Origin of the sequence: Sulfitobacter litoralis (assembly GCF_900103185.1) — a bacterium.
GTDB classification, from domain to species: Bacteria; Pseudomonadota; Alphaproteobacteria; order Rhodobacterales; family Rhodobacteraceae; genus Sulfitobacter; species Sulfitobacter litoralis.
In genome coordinates this window covers 1-14,932 of record NZ_FNJD01000035.1, presented here as the reverse complement: position 1 = coordinate 14,932, position 14,932 = coordinate 1, and the positions used below count along the sequence as shown (strand labels likewise).

22 protein-coding genes are annotated in these 14,932 nt (G+C 56.0%); 9 read left to right on the top strand and 13 right to left on the bottom strand.

Features of this window, described 5'->3' with window-relative positions; genetic code table 11:
• Positions 1 to 43: 43 nt before the first annotated feature.
• Both tnpB and BLQ98_RS18335 read right to left on the bottom strand, forming a co-directional pair.
• Positions 44 to 397 (bottom strand): IS66 family insertion sequence element accessory protein TnpB, encoded by a 354-nt coding sequence (gene tnpB / locus BLQ98_RS17290; protein WP_167354568.1) that lies wholly within the window; start codon positions 395 to 397, stop codon positions 44 to 46.
• Positions 394 to 606 (bottom strand): hypothetical protein, encoded by a 213-nt coding sequence (locus tag BLQ98_RS18335; protein ID WP_167354577.1) that lies wholly within the window; start codon positions 604 to 606, stop codon positions 394 to 396. Before BLQ98_RS18335 ends, tnpB begins: the two co-directional genes overlap by 4 nt.
• 570 nt (positions 607 to 1,176) lie before the next feature.
• Here BLQ98_RS18335 and BLQ98_RS17280 point away from each other — a divergent pair.
• Together BLQ98_RS17280 and BLQ98_RS17275 are read left to right on the top strand one after the other, a co-directional pair.
• The gene (locus BLQ98_RS17280; protein ID WP_167354576.1) at positions 1,177 to 1,692 is read left to right on the top strand and encodes an MbcA/ParS/Xre antitoxin family protein; all 516 of its coding nucleotides are present in this window, start codon (positions 1,177 to 1,179) and stop codon (positions 1,690 to 1,692) included.
• Positions 1,689 to 2,363 (top strand): RES family NAD+ phosphorylase, encoded by a 675-nt coding sequence (locus BLQ98_RS17275; RefSeq protein ID WP_208596095.1) that lies wholly within the window; start codon positions 1,689 to 1,691, stop codon positions 2,361 to 2,363. Before BLQ98_RS17280 ends, BLQ98_RS17275 begins: the two co-directional genes overlap by 4 nt.
• Before the next feature lie 208 nt (positions 2,364 to 2,571).
• On the opposite strand, the gene BLQ98_RS17270 is transcribed toward BLQ98_RS17275, so the two are convergent.
• On the bottom strand, positions 2,572 to 3,450 hold the full coding sequence (locus tag BLQ98_RS17270; RefSeq protein WP_093734441.1) for a LysR substrate-binding domain-containing protein: 879 nt from the start codon (positions 3,448 to 3,450) through the stop codon (positions 2,572 to 2,574).
• A 95-nt stretch (positions 3,451 to 3,545) separates the two neighbouring features.
• Here BLQ98_RS17270 and BLQ98_RS17265 point away from each other — a divergent pair, with 95 nt between their 5' ends.
• The 3 genes from BLQ98_RS17265 (at position 3,546) to BLQ98_RS17255 (ending at position 6,228) form a co-directional block, all read left to right on the top strand.
• Positions 3,546 to 3,974 (top strand): VOC family protein, encoded by a 429-nt coding sequence (locus BLQ98_RS17265; protein ID WP_093734440.1) that lies wholly within the window; start codon positions 3,546 to 3,548, stop codon positions 3,972 to 3,974.
• Between the two features lie 186 nt (positions 3,975 to 4,160).
• Entirely contained in the window at positions 4,161 to 5,021 is an 861-nt protein-coding gene (locus tag BLQ98_RS17260; RefSeq protein WP_093734439.1) for a tyrosine-type recombinase/integrase, read from the top strand.
• A 13-nt stretch (positions 5,022 to 5,034) separates the two neighbouring features.
• Positions 5,035 to 6,228 (top strand): IS91 family transposase, encoded by a 1,194-nt coding sequence (locus BLQ98_RS17255; protein WP_093734438.1) that lies wholly within the window; start codon positions 5,035 to 5,037, stop codon positions 6,226 to 6,228.
• A 427-nt stretch (positions 6,229 to 6,655) separates the two neighbouring features.
• On the opposite strand, the gene BLQ98_RS17250 is transcribed toward BLQ98_RS17255, so the two are convergent.
• The 8 genes from BLQ98_RS17250 to BLQ98_RS17220 are packed head-to-tail and all read right to left on the bottom strand — an operon-like array spanning position 6,656 to position 11,744.
• A complete protein-coding gene (locus tag BLQ98_RS17250; protein ID WP_093734437.1) occupies positions 6,656 to 8,014 on the bottom strand; it encodes a dihydrolipoyl dehydrogenase family protein in 1,359 nt (452 codons plus the stop codon).
• 56 nt (positions 8,015 to 8,070) lie between these two features.
• Complete coding sequence (merB, locus tag BLQ98_RS17245) at positions 8,071 to 8,781, bottom strand: organomercurial lyase (RefSeq protein WP_093734436.1); 711 nt, start codon at positions 8,779 to 8,781, stop codon at positions 8,071 to 8,073.
• Between the two features lie 13 nt (positions 8,782 to 8,794).
• Entirely contained in the window at positions 8,795 to 10,225 is a 1,431-nt protein-coding gene (gene merA / locus BLQ98_RS17240; protein WP_093734435.1) for a mercury(II) reductase, read from the bottom strand.
• 1 nt (position 10,226) lies between these two features.
• Positions 10,227 to 10,364, bottom strand: coding sequence for an SHOCT domain-containing protein (locus BLQ98_RS18330; RefSeq protein WP_167354575.1), 138 nt, complete (start codon positions 10,362 to 10,364; stop codon positions 10,227 to 10,229).
• A complete protein-coding gene (merF, locus tag BLQ98_RS17235) occupies positions 10,361 to 10,747 on the bottom strand; it encodes a mercury resistance system transport protein MerF (RefSeq protein WP_244148479.1) in 387 nt (128 codons plus the stop codon). The genes BLQ98_RS18330 and merF overlap by 4 nt, the downstream gene beginning before the upstream one ends.
• Positions 10,744 to 10,998, bottom strand: a complete 255-nt coding sequence (locus BLQ98_RS17230; protein WP_093734434.1) for a hypothetical protein — start codon at positions 10,996 to 10,998, stop codon at positions 10,744 to 10,746. The genes merF and BLQ98_RS17230 overlap by 4 nt, the downstream gene beginning before the upstream one ends.
• A gap of 17 nt (positions 10,999 to 11,015) precedes the next feature.
• Complete coding sequence (locus BLQ98_RS17225; RefSeq protein ID WP_093734433.1) at positions 11,016 to 11,321, bottom strand: heavy-metal-associated domain-containing protein; 306 nt, start codon at positions 11,319 to 11,321, stop codon at positions 11,016 to 11,018.
• Positions 11,322 to 11,336: 15 nt separating this feature from the next.
• Positions 11,337 to 11,744, bottom strand: a complete 408-nt coding sequence (locus BLQ98_RS17220) for a mercuric transporter MerT family protein (RefSeq protein WP_093734432.1) — start codon at positions 11,742 to 11,744, stop codon at positions 11,337 to 11,339.
• 70 nt (positions 11,745 to 11,814) lie between these two features.
• Here BLQ98_RS17220 and BLQ98_RS17215 point away from each other — a divergent pair, with 70 nt between their 5' ends.
• Both BLQ98_RS17215 and BLQ98_RS17210 read left to right on the top strand, forming a co-directional pair.
• Positions 11,815 to 12,234, top strand: coding sequence for a MerR family transcriptional regulator (locus tag BLQ98_RS17215; RefSeq protein ID WP_208596094.1), 420 nt, complete (start codon positions 11,815 to 11,817; stop codon positions 12,232 to 12,234).
• 184 nt (positions 12,235 to 12,418) lie between these two features.
• Entirely contained in the window at positions 12,419 to 13,051 is a 633-nt protein-coding gene (locus BLQ98_RS17210; RefSeq protein WP_093734431.1) for a tyrosine-type recombinase/integrase, read from the top strand.
• 148 nt (positions 13,052 to 13,199) lie between these two features.
• Here the strand turns inward: BLQ98_RS17210 and BLQ98_RS17205 are convergent, their stop codons facing one another.
• Both BLQ98_RS17205 and BLQ98_RS18155 read right to left on the bottom strand, forming a co-directional pair.
• Entirely contained in the window at positions 13,200 to 13,658 is a 459-nt protein-coding gene (locus tag BLQ98_RS17205; RefSeq protein ID WP_093734430.1) for a GNAT family N-acetyltransferase, read from the bottom strand.
• Positions 13,648 to 13,905: a hypothetical protein gene (locus tag BLQ98_RS18155; RefSeq protein ID WP_141135371.1), complete on the bottom strand. Its 258-nt coding sequence runs from the start codon at positions 13,903 to 13,905 to the stop codon at positions 13,648 to 13,650. Before BLQ98_RS18155 ends, BLQ98_RS17205 begins: the two co-directional genes overlap by 11 nt.
• Positions 13,906 to 14,404: 499 nt before the next feature.
• Here BLQ98_RS18155 and BLQ98_RS18695 point away from each other — a divergent pair, with 499 nt between their 5' ends.
• Positions 14,405 to 14,674, top strand: coding sequence for a TIR domain-containing protein (locus BLQ98_RS18695; protein ID WP_093734429.1), 270 nt, complete (start codon positions 14,405 to 14,407; stop codon positions 14,672 to 14,674).
• A 45-nt stretch (positions 14,675 to 14,719) separates the two neighbouring features.
• Positions 14,720 to 14,932, top strand: a 213-nt coding sequence (locus BLQ98_RS17195) for a transposase (protein ID WP_208596093.1), incomplete at its 3' end; no start/stop codon positions are given.

Sequence of the window (14,932 nt, the reverse complement as noted above, 5' to 3'; positions counted from 1 at the left end):
ACCATTTCCTGCACCTTAATACCCCTGCAAAAGACGGCCTGATTCATTCTGCCGCAGTCGGCGGACGCGCGGACAAAGCCCTTACTTTCCGCCAGTCCAATCCTGAGAATAGCGCTTCAAACTGGGCGTGGTTCAGCGCCATCAAGCCATCTTTGATGGCGGGCCAGGTGAAGATATGCTCCTCCAGCCTCTTGTAAGCCATGACCAGCCCGGTGCCGTCCCAATACAACAGCTTCAGCCGATCTGCCCGTTTCGAGCGGAACATAAATACGGTCCCCGTGAAGGGGTCTTTGCGTAACTCGTTTTTGACAAGCGCTGCCAGACCGTCATGACCTTTGCGGAAGTCTACCGGCTTGGTCGCCACAACGATCCGCACCCGGTTTGAAGGGAACATCATGAGGGCGCATTCAAGGCGCGAGCAATCTCGGCAATGCGCGCCGCTGATGTTCTTGCATCCAATCGCACGGTGACAGCACCACATATCAGATCCAACGGCGACAGCTGCGCAGGTTCAGGTGCCACATCGACATCCTCGCGCACAACCAGCGCTGCAAAGCTCGGTTCTTCAGCCAAGGCAGGCAGAACCAGCTTGCCCTCCCGGGCCATGCGCCGCCATTCTCCCTCTCGGGACCTTGCTGCGCAAGACCCTGCCGGCGACGGACAAATGATTGGCCCGCATGTCATACCGCCGCTCAACTGCGTCCAGCGAGGCACCCTCCACCAGCGTCTCGGCCACAATTTGCGCCTTCACCGCATCCGGCCACCGGCGGTGACCACGCGGGCCCACAACCAAATCAATGTTACTGAGAAACCCCGTTGAGCGCTCCATGGAGAAACTCCCTGATAATCCATCCGTAAGGGCTGAATCTCAGATCAGAGGTTCACAAGGAAGGTGGGGGCGGCACATCGCTTACGGCTTGTCGATAACGCGAGCGATATTTGCCATCGGCGTTCCGCGTTCCCACTCGCGCCAAATCACTGATTTCTTTTGTTCGTCCATCGGCAGCGGCTTAGTCATCAACACAGTCCTTGAATGCAAAGGTTTACACTGTGTTGCAGTGACCGCCTGAATCCATCACCGCTAATTTTTGGGGGGATTACCGATGCAAAACCTCCTTGTCATTGATTTATCCACATGCAGACTATATGTCTGTAAGTGGACAAAGGAGGCTCGATATGCAGATTGCCAATTTCTCAAACACTTCGGTTTCCCCCGACGCCGTGCAATTTCGTACCATCTCCCGAGAAGATCGCGATCGGACAAGTGCGCCAGGCTTGCGCGCCTTCCGGGAAATCGCTGATCGGTTCGACCTTAGCGAAGCAGATCGTATTGCCATTCTGGGCGATCCGGGCCGCTCCACCTATCATCAATGGATGAAGAAGGCGCGTGAACAGCAGCCGCTGACCCTGCCTCTTGATACGCTCTTACGGATTTCGGCTATACTTGGTATCTACAAGGCGCTGACCATTCTGTTTGAAGATGAGCGTCAGGCGCTGGTCTGGCTGAAGGGCCCCCACCAGGGCACCCTCTTCGCCGGCGCTTCGCCTATGGCCTATATGCTGGAAGGCGGGCATGACGGTCTCATGTCCGTGCGCCGGTATCTTGATGCCTGGCGCGGCGGCAATATGGGGTTTGGGGCACCGGAGGGCCGCTTTGAGGTGGTCACCGAAGACGATCTTGTCTTTGCATGAAGATTTCAGACTACGCGACATCTTCCGCACCTGCGGGCACAACACGCCTTATCCCCTCCCGGTTTCCGCCGATCCCCACCTTTGACGCAGTCACCACCCCCGACGACCTTGAAGCCGTCATGGAACTGGAAGGCTGGACAAACGACCGCCTCATAAGCCCACGGCTCGCGCGCTTGCCCCGCGCGGAATGGGTGTATGGCGTCCCGAATGCCAGCGTCGTCATGGCGGCGTTTCTGCACGGATCGCCCGGCGGTCTGAGATTTTCGGATGCGAGCCTCGGAGCGTGGTATGGCTCGACCCATCCCAACACCGCGCTTCTGGAGGTTGCCAATGGGCTGCGCAAGGAGATCGCGCTGAGCGCCTTGACGCAGAGATCCGAGACGTATCGCCAGTATTTGGCGGACCTTGATGGAGACTATGTCGACATTTTCGGAGCACATCCGGAATATCATAATCCCGACGATGCGAGTTACCCTGTAGCGCAGGCTTTCGGGCGACGCGTCCGGGCTGAAGGCACGCGTGCCGGCATCCGATATGAAAGCGTGCGTCACCCCGGACATGAAAACTGGGTCTGCTTTCGCCCGCCCCTTATCCAGAATGTGACGCAGGCGCAGCACTTCAGGATCGAAGTGCCCCGAACCGGTCGGGTGGTTGTGCGCCAGCTCTCCTAAACAGGGGGTCCGCTCCGGCTCAGTGCTAAATCCTACGTTAAGAAAAAACCGGCCCACACCGGACATTGACCCAACCTTGCGTCGCCCGGCCGCAGCATCCCCGAAGCGGACTTTGGAGCAGTTGCGCAGCATTTTGATCCGTCGATGGCGGCAATGCGGACCATTCTGCCATTCGTTCTTAGGTCGCGGAAGTCTGCTTTCACTGTTTTTAAGGGAATGAAATTTTAGATGATTGAGCTTTTATGCAAAGCGCTACAAAGCGATTGGCGGGGTCGCTTAATAAGCGGGGATGAATGATGCCAATCTCGCGGCTGAGCTGCATATCATCTAATTCAATGACGTTTGTAGTCCGAAACTGAGACGCATAAATTGCCATCCGTGGCACAATCGCTATGCCGCACTCGTCCGCGACCAAGGACAGGATGGTGGATATATCATCCAGCTCAACAAAGTCTTTGGGCCGTATTTGATGCATGTTCAGATAGCTTTCGACTTGACGCCCACCAAACGAAATTCGGCTATACCTTACGAACGGCATGGTTCTCAGGGCGAGGGATGGATTTTCCACATTCCAAGACCGAGGTGCGACCATGACAAATGGCTCTGCTTGCAACATCGTCCACTGTAGGGACGCGGGCAGCTCAAAATTGGGCTTAATGATGATCGCCAAATCGAGGCTCCTACTGTCGACCTTGTCCAACAGTTCCAGTGAAATTCCCGGCACCACGGATTGGCGCATTTTGGGAAACTCACTCGCAAACCTCGGCAACACTTCAGGGATCGGGTAAATATGCGCAGATGCTACGGCCCCGATTTTCAGTGTTCCCTCAGTGGTCGACGGATCATCTGGGTCCGTTAGCGTTTCAGCCAAGGACAGTAGTTTCTGGGCCTTCTCAAAAACCCGAAGGCCCGTCTCATTGAGCGTTGCTGACCTGCCGGTTCGCTCAAACAGCTCATGCCCCAGCTTGTCCTCAAGGCGCTTCATTTGGCCGCTCACAGCTGATTGTGTAAGTCCCATGACATCGCCTGCTGCTGCAAAGGTTCCAAGGCGCGCGACGGCAAGAAATGTTCTAAGTTCGGGTATCATTCATCATTTTTCATGTAGCTGAGGCGCAAAATATATCGTTTTTCATGGATAATGAAAGACGCTACTGGACCATTAGGTTAAACCAAGGAGCGATCATGACCCAGCAAACAATTCCGCCCTTCCATCTCGCCTTCCCGGTCGATGATCTTGAGGCCGCAAGACATTTTTACAAAGACCTTCTCGGGTGTAGCGAAGGGCGCTCTGCAAACACTTGGGTGGATTTCAACTTTCGCGGCCATCAGATTGTCGCGCACTACGCCCCTGATGAACTTTCGGCTGCTAAAACCGGTGAAGTAGATGGGCACAATGTTCCCGTTCGCCACGCCGGTATCATCATGGACATGGAGGATTGGCTTGCGACGTCAAAACGACTGGAGAATGAAGGAATTGAGTTTGTGATCAAGCCCTACATCCGTTTCGAGGGCGAGCCAGGCGAACAAGCGACGATGTTCTTCAACGACCCTGCAGGAAATGCAATTGAGTTGAAGGCATTCAAAAACATCGATCAGCTCTTCGCGACGTGATCCATTCCCTACAGCGGTCACTCATGCATCACTCAGCATTGGTAACTCTGGGCTCTCGGACTAAGCCGCTCGCGCGGCACTGGCGCTTGTTGCGGTCGTTCTACTTACTGATTTGACGTTGTTTTCGTGTTTTGGGGCTCTTGCTTGATGATTGGGACCTTCTCAATCGTCAAACAGGAGGTTCCCATGACACAGGAGAAAGTAAGCCCGCTTCGTGAGCGTATGATGGAAGATATGCGCATCCGAGGGATGGGTGACAAATCACAAAAGGCGCACATCCGTGCGCTCAAGGACTTTACGGCGTTCTTCGGCCGATCACCCGATACTGCAGAGCCTGATGATCTGCGCGCCTATCAGTTGCACATGGCCGACACAGGCGTCACCCCGTCGGTCTTCAACGCTCGGATAGTTGCGCTTCGGTTCTTTTTCTCAATGACCTGCGGGCGTGATGAGATGAAGAAGTATATGCAGTTCCGAACGGAGCCACGCAAATTACCCATCGTTCTCAGCGTTGAGGAAGTGTCGGCCCTGCTGGCAGCTGCACCTGGTCCTGGCCTCAAATACCGCGCGGCATTGAGCATTGGCTATGGGGGCGGATTGCGTGCATCCGAAGTCACCCACCTGAAGGTCCGAGACATCGACAGCGACCGCATGCTGATACATGTCGAACGGGGCAAGGGCGGCAAGGACCGGGATGTGATGCTGTCACCATCTTTGCTTGTTTTGTTGCGGGATTATTGGCGCGAGGCCCGTCCACAAGGTTGGTTATTTCCCGGTCAGAGCCGTGTCGATCCGATATCGCCGCGTCAGTTGAACCGGGCGTTCACGTCGGCCAAACGTATGGCTGGGATCAAAAAGCCCGCAACGCTTCACACCCTGCGGCACAGTTTTGCGACACATCTGTTGGAGGCAAACACGGATGTGCGGGTGATCCAGGTCCTGCTCGGGCATTCCAAGCTGAGTACGACGGCGCGATACACCCATGTCGCGACAAAGACGTTGGGCGATATCACCAGCCCGTTTGAGCACGTGAAGGGCCTGACCTGACGACCGCGTTCGCGTGTCAAAGCACGCGCTGGAGATCGCTGACATCTTTCGTGCATATGGCCCTGCGTGGCGGCAGGCCAATGCAGGGCATGTCAGCCTCGGTCAGCTCAAAGTGATGTCCTCTATCGAGGCCTGTCGAACCGAAGCACTCGGCGGGCATGTGGCGGCCTGCACTAAATGTGAGCACCGCCACATTGCGTACAACTCGTGCAAAAACAGGCATTGCCCGAAGTGTCAGGGACCAGCCGCGCGTGATTGGATGGCGGCGCGAGCTGAGGACCTTTTGCCGGTAGAATACTTCCACTTGGTCTTTACCCTACCAGCCGAGATCGCCCGCATCGCTTACTGGAACAAGAAGGCGGTCTATGGACTGTTGTTCCGTGCCTCCGCCAAGACGGTGGCCACTATCGCTGCTGATCCTAAGCGCCTTGGCGCAAAGGTCGGTATGACAAGCGTGCTGCACACATGGGGATCTGCCCTGCTCCATCATCCGCACGTCCACATGATCGTCCCGGGCGGTGGGTTGTCGAAAGACGGCAACCGCTGGGTCGCGTGCAAGCCTGGGTTCTTTCTGCATGTGAGGGTTTTATCCCGACTGTTTCGGCGCTTGTTTATTGAAGGGTTGCTGGCTCTGCATTGTGAAGGAGAACTCAACTTCTTTGGTGATTTAGCTGGGCTATTAGAACCACAGGCTTTTGCTGCATATTTGGCCCCGCTGCGCAATAAGGAATGGGTCGTTTACGCCAAACCACCCTTCGGTGGCCCCAAGGCTGTGCTGGCTTATCTCAGCCGTTACACGCACCGCGTCGCCATCTCAAACAGCCGTATCGTTAGCGCTGATGCCAACACGGTTGCGTTCCGATGGAAAGACTATCGGATCAAGAATGGAGAACGCCAAAAGGTGTTACGGCTAGCTACACCCGAGTTCATCCGCCGCTTCCTGATCCATGTGCTTCCGGACGGGTTCCATCGCATCCGCCATTACGGCTTGCTGGCAAGTGCGACCCGCAAAGCCAACATCGCAAAGGCCCGCGCGTTACTTGGGGCAGAACCGGTCAAAAACGAAGATCCGCCAACCGCAGAGATCATCCCACTTACGCTCCGCGAACCATGCCCCTATTGCGGCGGGCAAATGCGCATCATCGAGACCTTCAGGCGGGGCCAAAAGCCACAGACCCGAGCGCCACCAAGAAAGGCCGCCGCATGACGAGATGTCCGTCAAAATGCACAATACCTGCTCCCTCATGCGCCTCATCAGGGTGGAGCATTCTGCTGCCTCAAACGATCCAATATGTTGAAAACGCGCCGATGCTGATCGTTATCAAAGCTAAGATCCCGCCACCCATGGCCTTTGAACCACCTCAATTGCATTCGACAAATACGCCAAGGCTCAAACCAACCCACAGCAGCCTCACACTTTCCCCATAGGTCACACTCAGCATCCCACGGCTTCCTCCTTGAGAGGTTTGTCAACGCGGGCCAAAGTCAGTCCCGCGTCGAAATCTCGCGCAGTGGCCCGCATCGAAAAACCTTCATCGTGGCGGTCGTTAGCTGCAACGAGCACTGGAGTCTGCTGAGCGGACATTGCGAACATTCATGCCGTTGCCCTGAATGTCTCCTTTACAAAACGGCCACTACAAGAGCGAACCCAAATCGGACCCGACGCTTGGATAGGCGGCTGTCATCGACTTGAGCTGCTTGGCCGTCAGTTCCAATTTGATCGCCAACCCGAAGAAGTTGATCAATTCCCCATACTCGGGCCCGAACAGGTGTGCTCCGAGTATCTTGCCGCTCGACTTATCCACCAACACCTTTGCAGCGGCGGATTTTTCACCAATCCGGTAGTTCGAATACCAGCCGCCAGTATCAGTGAATCGGACATCGACATCATGACCGGCGTCTTTGGCCTCGGCCTCTAACATGCCGACACGGGCAAGTTCGGGCACCGTAAACACTGCCGTTGGAATGCCCGAATAGTCCGGCACGATCTTCTGCTCCTTGAGCATGTTCGATGCGGCGACCTTGCCCTCGATTACGGCAACGGGCGTCAGCGGCATGCCCTTCGTGTCGGCGGAATCTCCGGCGGCAAACACGGCGTCGTTCGTCGTACTTTGCAGATGCGGGGCCACGATAATGCCCTTGTCGCCATAAGAGACGCCAGCGGCCTCAAGGTTCAGGTCTGCAAGGGCGGCGATGCGACCCGCGCCATGCACGACCAGATCGGTCTCAATGGTCGTCGTCTGGTCGCCTGTTTTCACTTCAACGGCAAAGCCCGCATCAGATGCTGTGATCGAGACGATCTCGGTTTCGCGCCGCAAGTCCACACCAACAGCGGCACTGCGCGCGATGAGCATCTCGACCAGATCGGGGTCAAAAGCGCTCAGCGGGCGGGCCCCGCGATCTATGATGATAGGCTCGGCCCCAGCACGTGCGGCGATATGCGCAAACTCAAAAGATACGAACCCACCGCCGACAAATAGGATACGCTTGGGCAAAGTTCCGAGGTTCAAAAAGTTCGTGCTGTCGATCATCAAATTGGCACCGGTGAAGCTAACCGGTCTCGGAATCGCACCAGCAGCGACAAGGAAACGTTTTGACTGATAAGGCTGGCCGTCAACTTCGAGCGTGTTGGCACCGGTAAACCGCGCAGCACCGTGCAGTGTTTCGACACCGTTTCCGGTCAGACCCTTTTCCATCTTATCCGGGACCGGGTCAGTAAAGCCGCGCTTGTGGACCATCAGATCCGACCAGTTGATCTTCAGCCCACTGTGATCGATCCCTTTGCCGTCCATAAGCCGCGCGGCATCGACGATTTCAGCGCCACGCCGCAGGATTTTCTTGGGATCACAGCCCCGCAAGGCGCATGTCCCGCCGTAGGGCAATGCATCCACAATAGCTACACGCCAGCCTGCTGCTCCACATTTATTGGCGGCTGCAACGCCGGCCATGCCCGCGCCGATGACGATCAAATCGTATTCATCTGAATTATTCATGGTTAGTCTCTTTCGCTAAAGGGCATCTCAAGTGTTTGCGCAGCACGCCAGGCGTCTTATTCGCTTGGCTGCAGTATCGGCTTAGCGTCTCTTGCCATGAACGGTCGGAATGTTGCTGAACCCGCTTGCAGCGCCTGTGCCGCACTGAACGAAAAACCAACGGTGTCGCCACTCTGTTGGCCCCGCCAGCTCTCAAGGTGAGCTTCACTGCAAAACCCGATCATTGACTGACACTGACTGGAGGCAGCACATCCGCCATCCTCGACTATACCGGCCCAGATCCGTGCATCCTGCGGTTCGGCCTCCAACAGGGTCAGCCCCTGATCCCCGATCTTGACCGAAACCGTATCCCCGCACGCGCCGCAGTCGAACCGAACCTCCCCTGGGAGGCCCACCATCGCAGATGCGCCAAACGCATCGATCGCGCAGACCGTATGATTGGTTATACCGGCTATTGTCACGCTATGCGGCATGTTACTGTTTGAGAAAGGATAGGCGTGCCGTATGGTTTCATCGTCCATGACGATCAGATCCCGCGCCTCAAGGTCGTTAAGCAATGCCTTATCTTGCGGGTCAACCTTTGGCGGTTGGCCGTGGTTCAAAAATGCCTTCAAGATCGCCAGATGCAGGTCACGTGCTGGCACGGACATTGTGTCCCATTGCTTGCGTGCGCGCCATTCGGTCAGCAACTGCGGCAGGGCGTCTGTAACATCAGGATCGGTCACAACTGACATATCCAAGCTCATTGTGTGAGGATCATTGGTCATAACTTTTTGTCCTTTATCCTGCACAGCAGCTCAGTTTTGCGACATCCATATCGAAGGTCTGGGCCGCGAGCTTTAGGCCCTCGACTGTCGTCAGATAAGGAAAGATTGTTGCGCCGAGGTCTTTGGTCGTCATGCCGAACTTCAACGCCATGACCAGCGTCTGGATCGTGTCGGACCCTTCGGGCGCGATGATCTGGCCACCCAGCAGCTTATCTGTAGCCCTATCCGCCACAAGCTTGATCAATCCGCGTGTGTCGCGGGCGGCAAGTGCGCGCGGCACCTGATCGAGAGGCACGACAGAGGTCTTCACGTCGAACCCCGCGTCCCGCGCCTGCTGTTCGCTCAGCCCGACACCAGCAACCTGCGGATCGGAGAAGACAACCCAAGGCATGGCGGCATTCTCGTAGCGTTGTTCCTCGCCCAGAACGGCGTTTTTCACAGCCAACTTTGCCCCGTAGGCTGCCATATAGACGAACTGGTCGCGGTCGGTCACGTCGCCCGCCGCATAGATGCCGGGCACCGACGTCTGCATGTCGTCGCCGATGATGATGGACCCGCGCGCGTCGGTATCTACGCCGATATCTTCCAAGCCCATTCCTTCGGTATTGGCGCGTCTGCCAGCGGTGGAGACAAGATGATCCGCAGTGACTTCAACAGGCTTGCCGCTCTGCATGACGCGCAAGGTTACGCCCGCCGCGTCACGTCTGACGTTCTCATAGCTCAGGCCGGTCAGCAGCGTGATCCCCTCGGCCATGAACGCATCTGCCAAAGCCTCAGACACTTCCGGTTCGGCACCCGGCAACAGATGCGAGCGCGCGACGACCGTAACCTTCACGCCCATCCGGCTCATCATTTGCGCCAGCTCCGCACCAATATACCCCGCCCCAATGAAGATCAGGCTTTCGGGCAAGGTTCTCAGCTCAAGCATGCTCTTGCTGTCCAACGCACCTACACCCGCAATACCGTCAATGGTTGGCAAGATAGAGTGGCCACCCGTCGCGATGATGATCTTGGGCGCGGTCAGGGTGCGGCTTCCAATCATCACGCCGCCCTTGATCAGTTTTGCCGGGCCAGCGTCGATGTAATCGACACCCGGATACTCCGGCAGCAGGTCTGCGTATTTCTTCTGCCGCATGGTTGCGACCAAGTCGTCCTTTGACTCCACCAAGGTGCGCCAGTCATCAACTTGGGCCTGTCCTGATACACCGGGGAACCGCTTGGCCGCCTGTGCGCCGTGGATCGCCTCTGCCGCGCGGATCATCGCCTTGGACGGCACGCACCCGAAGTTCACGCAAGTACCTCCGATGGTGCCATGCCCGACCAGTGCGACACGCTTGCCAGCATCGGAGGCTGTAATGGATGCGGAGAAACCCGCCGAGCCTGCGCCGATGACAATCAGATCATAGCTTCCGTTACCGTCGTCATTCATGTTGATATCTTTCATTTCAGCGGGCCTCGTCCAGATTAGAGTTCTTTCGTTTGGCAACGATCAAATAGATGATCGCACCTATGGCAATGAGCGGCGTCAACATGCCAAGCATTCCGAAAAACATGCCGACCCCAGTGCAAGATCCCATCATCATTGCGTCGCTCCCTTGGATTTCATTTTGGTGATGAGAAGGGCGTAGACGCCGACAGCCACGAAAGCGCCAACCGTGATCCGCAGCGCGAAACGGAACTCGATCCAGATGATGAGGATCGACAGGGCAGCGGCAATCGCCGTCGCCCAGAGTTTCGGGTTCGGTCCGACGCGTCCGGCACGCAGCCAGAGCGCCTGTGCCACGACGGCGAGGCAAAAGAACAGCAGGGGAAACAGCGCGTAGTCGAGCCAGCCGGTCAAAGCCGACAGTCCGACACCGGCGACGACGAAGACCAATAGGGGGGTGAAGCAGCACAGGGCAGCAAAAAGCGCGCCGCCCAGCCCCCATTTCAGCATGCGGTCGGGGTTTTCAGTGTTTTGGGTCAAGTAACGCTCTTTCTGTTTGAAGCACTATAGGAAGTCGATGCGTGGCGTTTGGCGGACCGCCGGAATTCGCGCACGACAAGGAGAGCGAGCGCCACCACCAGTACGACGGCTATCCAGCCAAGCCCCGACATCCACGCTGCGAGGCCGCCGAACGCCGCAGCAAGCAGAGCCGTGCCGCCACCGCAGCACACGATCACGACCGGAGTCGCAACTCCCAAAGCCAGCAGCCCGCCCATAAGGTTGTCACGCATTGCAAATTTCCCCGTGTTTAGGACGCCGTGTCCGGCAGGGCCTGAGCCGGGTAGCCATTTGCCGCCACGGCCTCGATGATGTTTTCCACGCTGGTTTCAGCGTCGTCGAAGGTGACACTGTAAACGCCCTGTCCATACTCGGGACCGTCAACGAAGTCGTTAATCCGAACCGAGGGGACGCCGCGCATCGAACTGGCTACGATGAACGAGCAAGAGGGACAGGTCAGCTCACTGACCGCGATCTCGACTGTGCGCTCTTCGGCGAAGGCTGCGGAGGTAAATGCAGCAATGGCCAGCGCTGACGACAGCAATATGTGTTTCATGATTTTGTTCCTTGCTCAGAATTTGAGAATGAAGGGTGTGATGTAAGGAAACCCAATTGCCACGGCGACAACTGCAGCGGCGGCCCAAAGGGTCACCCGCATGACAGTCCTGTTGATCGGGCGGGCACAGGTACCATCGGCACAAGCGTCCGGGCTCACCGGCTTGTAGGCCTTGTAGAACCCATATCCGATAAACGCGGCGCTGAGCGCGAAGGTGTACCACTTGTAGGCATAGAGCGCGCCGAGCTGCGCGATGAAGACGCCAGTCACGCCGAAGCTCACCAGCACAAGCGGCAGGATACAGCACGACGTCATTGCCAGCGCACCGAGAACGCCAAAGCCAGTCGCACCCCAGCCTTTCGTGGTATCATCGCCGCCCTGTCGGGTCTGGTCGGATGTCTGGTCGGAAATAGTTTGGTCCATCGAATCGCCCTTGTCCTGTTCTTTCCACCGTTCTACGGTCTGTAGGAAGTACAGGCTCAAGGAGTTTCTCATGAAAGTAGATAACATAAGCGTGACACCGTTGCGGCGTGTTGACGTTGCCAGAGCAACGGGCTGCAACCTTGAAACCATCCGATATTATGAAACGGTAGGCATTATGCCGGACCCGCCACGCAGCGCAAAGGGGTACCGATGCTATGATGATGCCCATGTCAGACGGTTGAAATTCGTCATGCGCTCCCGTGATCTTGGTTTTTCATTGGAAGAAATTCGCGGGCTACTCGGGTTGGTCGATGACCGGGCTCAAACCTGCGCTCAAGTCCGGACCGTTGCCGAGACGCATCTTGAAGATGTGCAGGCGAAAATTGCCGACCTTACGCGGATCGAACGTGTCCTGTCGGAAACCGTCGCCCGATGCACCGGTGATGCCGCGCCGGAATGTGCGGTGATCGACGCGCTTTTAGAAGCATAACTCAACTACAATTCTGGGGTGCCAAATCGTTGGTAGCGCAAGAGCAGCCATTCGCCGCTTCGCAGAAAATCGGTAGTTTGGGCTCGAAGCGGACCTCGGATGCGTTGCAGCATCCTGTGATATGTAGGTTCGGTCAACGTGGGGTTGTCGATGTGGGAGGGCATGGTGGATCGGAGGATCAGTCATGGAAACACCAAACTTACCTGCCATTCGCGCGCTTCGCCCCGCCTGGAACAAGGGCCGCATTGTCGGTCAGAAACGCCCATTAAAGCCAAAGCATGTCTGGGCGATCAGGGTTCGACTTGAGCTTGCCGAGAACCACCGCGATCTGGCGCTGTTCAACCTTGCCATCGACAGCAAGCTGCGCGGCTGTGATCTGGTGAAAATGAAAGTGATCGATGTCATGGCGTCCAGCCAGATCAAAGAGCGGGCGTCGGTTTTGCAAAGCAAAACCCAGAAACCCGTGCGCTTCGAGATCTCCGAAGGGACGAGAGCCTCACTCGCGAAATGGATGGAAGATCCACTGATGGTTGGGTCTGAGTTCCTCTGGCCGGGTCATTTTCACGCGCAGTTACACATCTCAACCCGCCAATATGCCCGGTTTGTGCGGGACTGGGTTTCATCGATTGGACTGGAAGTGACTGCTTACGGCACCCACTCTATGCGGCGCAAAAAAGTCACACAGATCTACAAGAAGACCGGCAACTTGCGCGCGGTCCAACTGCTGTTGGGACATACCAAGATGGACAGCACGGTGCGCTATCTTGGCGTTGAGTTGGAAGACGCCCTCGCTATCGCGGAAGCCATCGAAATTTGAACGTTAGGGCCGTTTTCAGAGACGGCCCACACCGGGCATTGACCCAACCTTGCGTCGCCGGGCCGCAGCCACCCCGAAGCGGACTTTGGAGCAGTTGCGCAGCATTTTGATCCGTCGATGGCGGCAATGTGGACTTTGCTGCCGTTGCCTACAGCGACTTTTCAAAGAACACGCGGTTGAAACCGTCTTCCGTTTTACGATCCGTCTCTTGATAGCCAAGGTGCGGATAGATCGACAGGTTTTCTGACATTTTTTCGTTTGTGTAGAGTTTGATCCGCTTTGCACCGGCTTGCTTTGCTTTTTCTTCGCAAAAGGCAATCAAGAGCTTTCCGACGCCCTTGCCCGCCGCACTTGAACGCACGGCAACGTTTTCCAACATGAAGTGATCATCTTCTTGATAAAATACGATAAATCCGATCAACTCCGCATCCGTTTCCGCTGCGACGTAGACTGAACCGGATGCGATAAGCGAACCGAAGTCTGCCACCATGGGTGCCGGTTTCTTGCCGATGGCGGCAACGTACTGCTCATAGGCATCCTCAGCGCACAAACGAACGCTGTTCTCATCTCCTGGCGTTGCTTTTCTGATTTCAAAATTATGCGTCAATGGCCAGCTCCTGCATCATCAAGCCGAGATTACTATTGCGGCGCAGCAACCTGCAAGATGGGCTCGAACCGGACTTGCCGCAATGCAGCGATTCGTTTTTAGAAAAATTCCCTGTCACCAGCCTTAGGAATGACATCGGATGACGACTGTCAGCCCAAAGCGGACATGGTAATTTGAAACATTCGGCGGAAACCGAAAGTTCGCTGCAGGTGCGCGGTATTCCTGCCAACTCAGGTAAAGCTGACATTCATGCCCCTTCGGCAGGGGATCGTTACTGCTGCACCGCCGGTATGACGCTTGAAAACCTCACAATACGAAGTTTTCGTCCTTCAATACGGCTTTGTTGCACAAATCGGGTGAAGGACGTTCTACCCCTTTCCCCGGACGGACTTAGCCTACTGGCTCAGTGATGGGTAAGCGATGCAGAAAAAAGTCCCCCTACGAGGAGTTGCTGGAAGACCTTTTGGCAGTCAACGGAAACTCATTGCCTATCGCAATAAGATGAATGAGTTGGTGCGCGGGTGACGAAGGATTTGTCATTGGTGATGTATGTTGTCCATTCTGTATTTTGAGGTTTCGCAGATAAACGGGAGTGTGGCAGCTGACCCTCTTCGATCGGTGGATTTCTTCATGCATCGCAGAGTTTGAAGTAGTGCTGAATATTGCTTTACAACTAAACGTTGTTTCTCGACAGTGAGCTGGAGAGTCATAGGTGAACGGAAAAACTAAAGAACTATGGAGGGAAAATGGCGTCGCGTCGTCACGTATTCATCAGTCACCACCACGCCGACGACAAGGCGGTCACCAGTTTGACCAAAATGTTATCGCGGAAAGGCTATGAAATTCGGAATAGCTCTATCCGAGCAAAGCCAGCAAACCGTGAGCGATTGAAAAAGGGATTGGTCGCCGACAGTACGATAAAACGGCTGCTTCGCATGAAAATGAGCTGGGCCTCCACGGCTATCGTAGTAATAGGGAAAAATACTGCCAATCGACCTTGGGTGGGACTGTCCTGAATTTTGTGCTTTGGCGTGGTAACTGCTCTATAAGGAGACCCACGTATGAGCATCGACAAAAAGCTATTAGACCAACTGATGGAAGGCCGCTCTTCTGGCGCCCTATTCGGCAAGGAGGGCATTCTTGCTGAGTTGACCAAAGCATTGGCAGAACGCGCTTTAACGGCTGAGATGGAGGAACATCTTGGGGAAGAACGCGCCGAAGGTGTCGCGGAGGGTCAGAACCATCCGCCCAATCGCCGTAATGGTAGCAGTCAG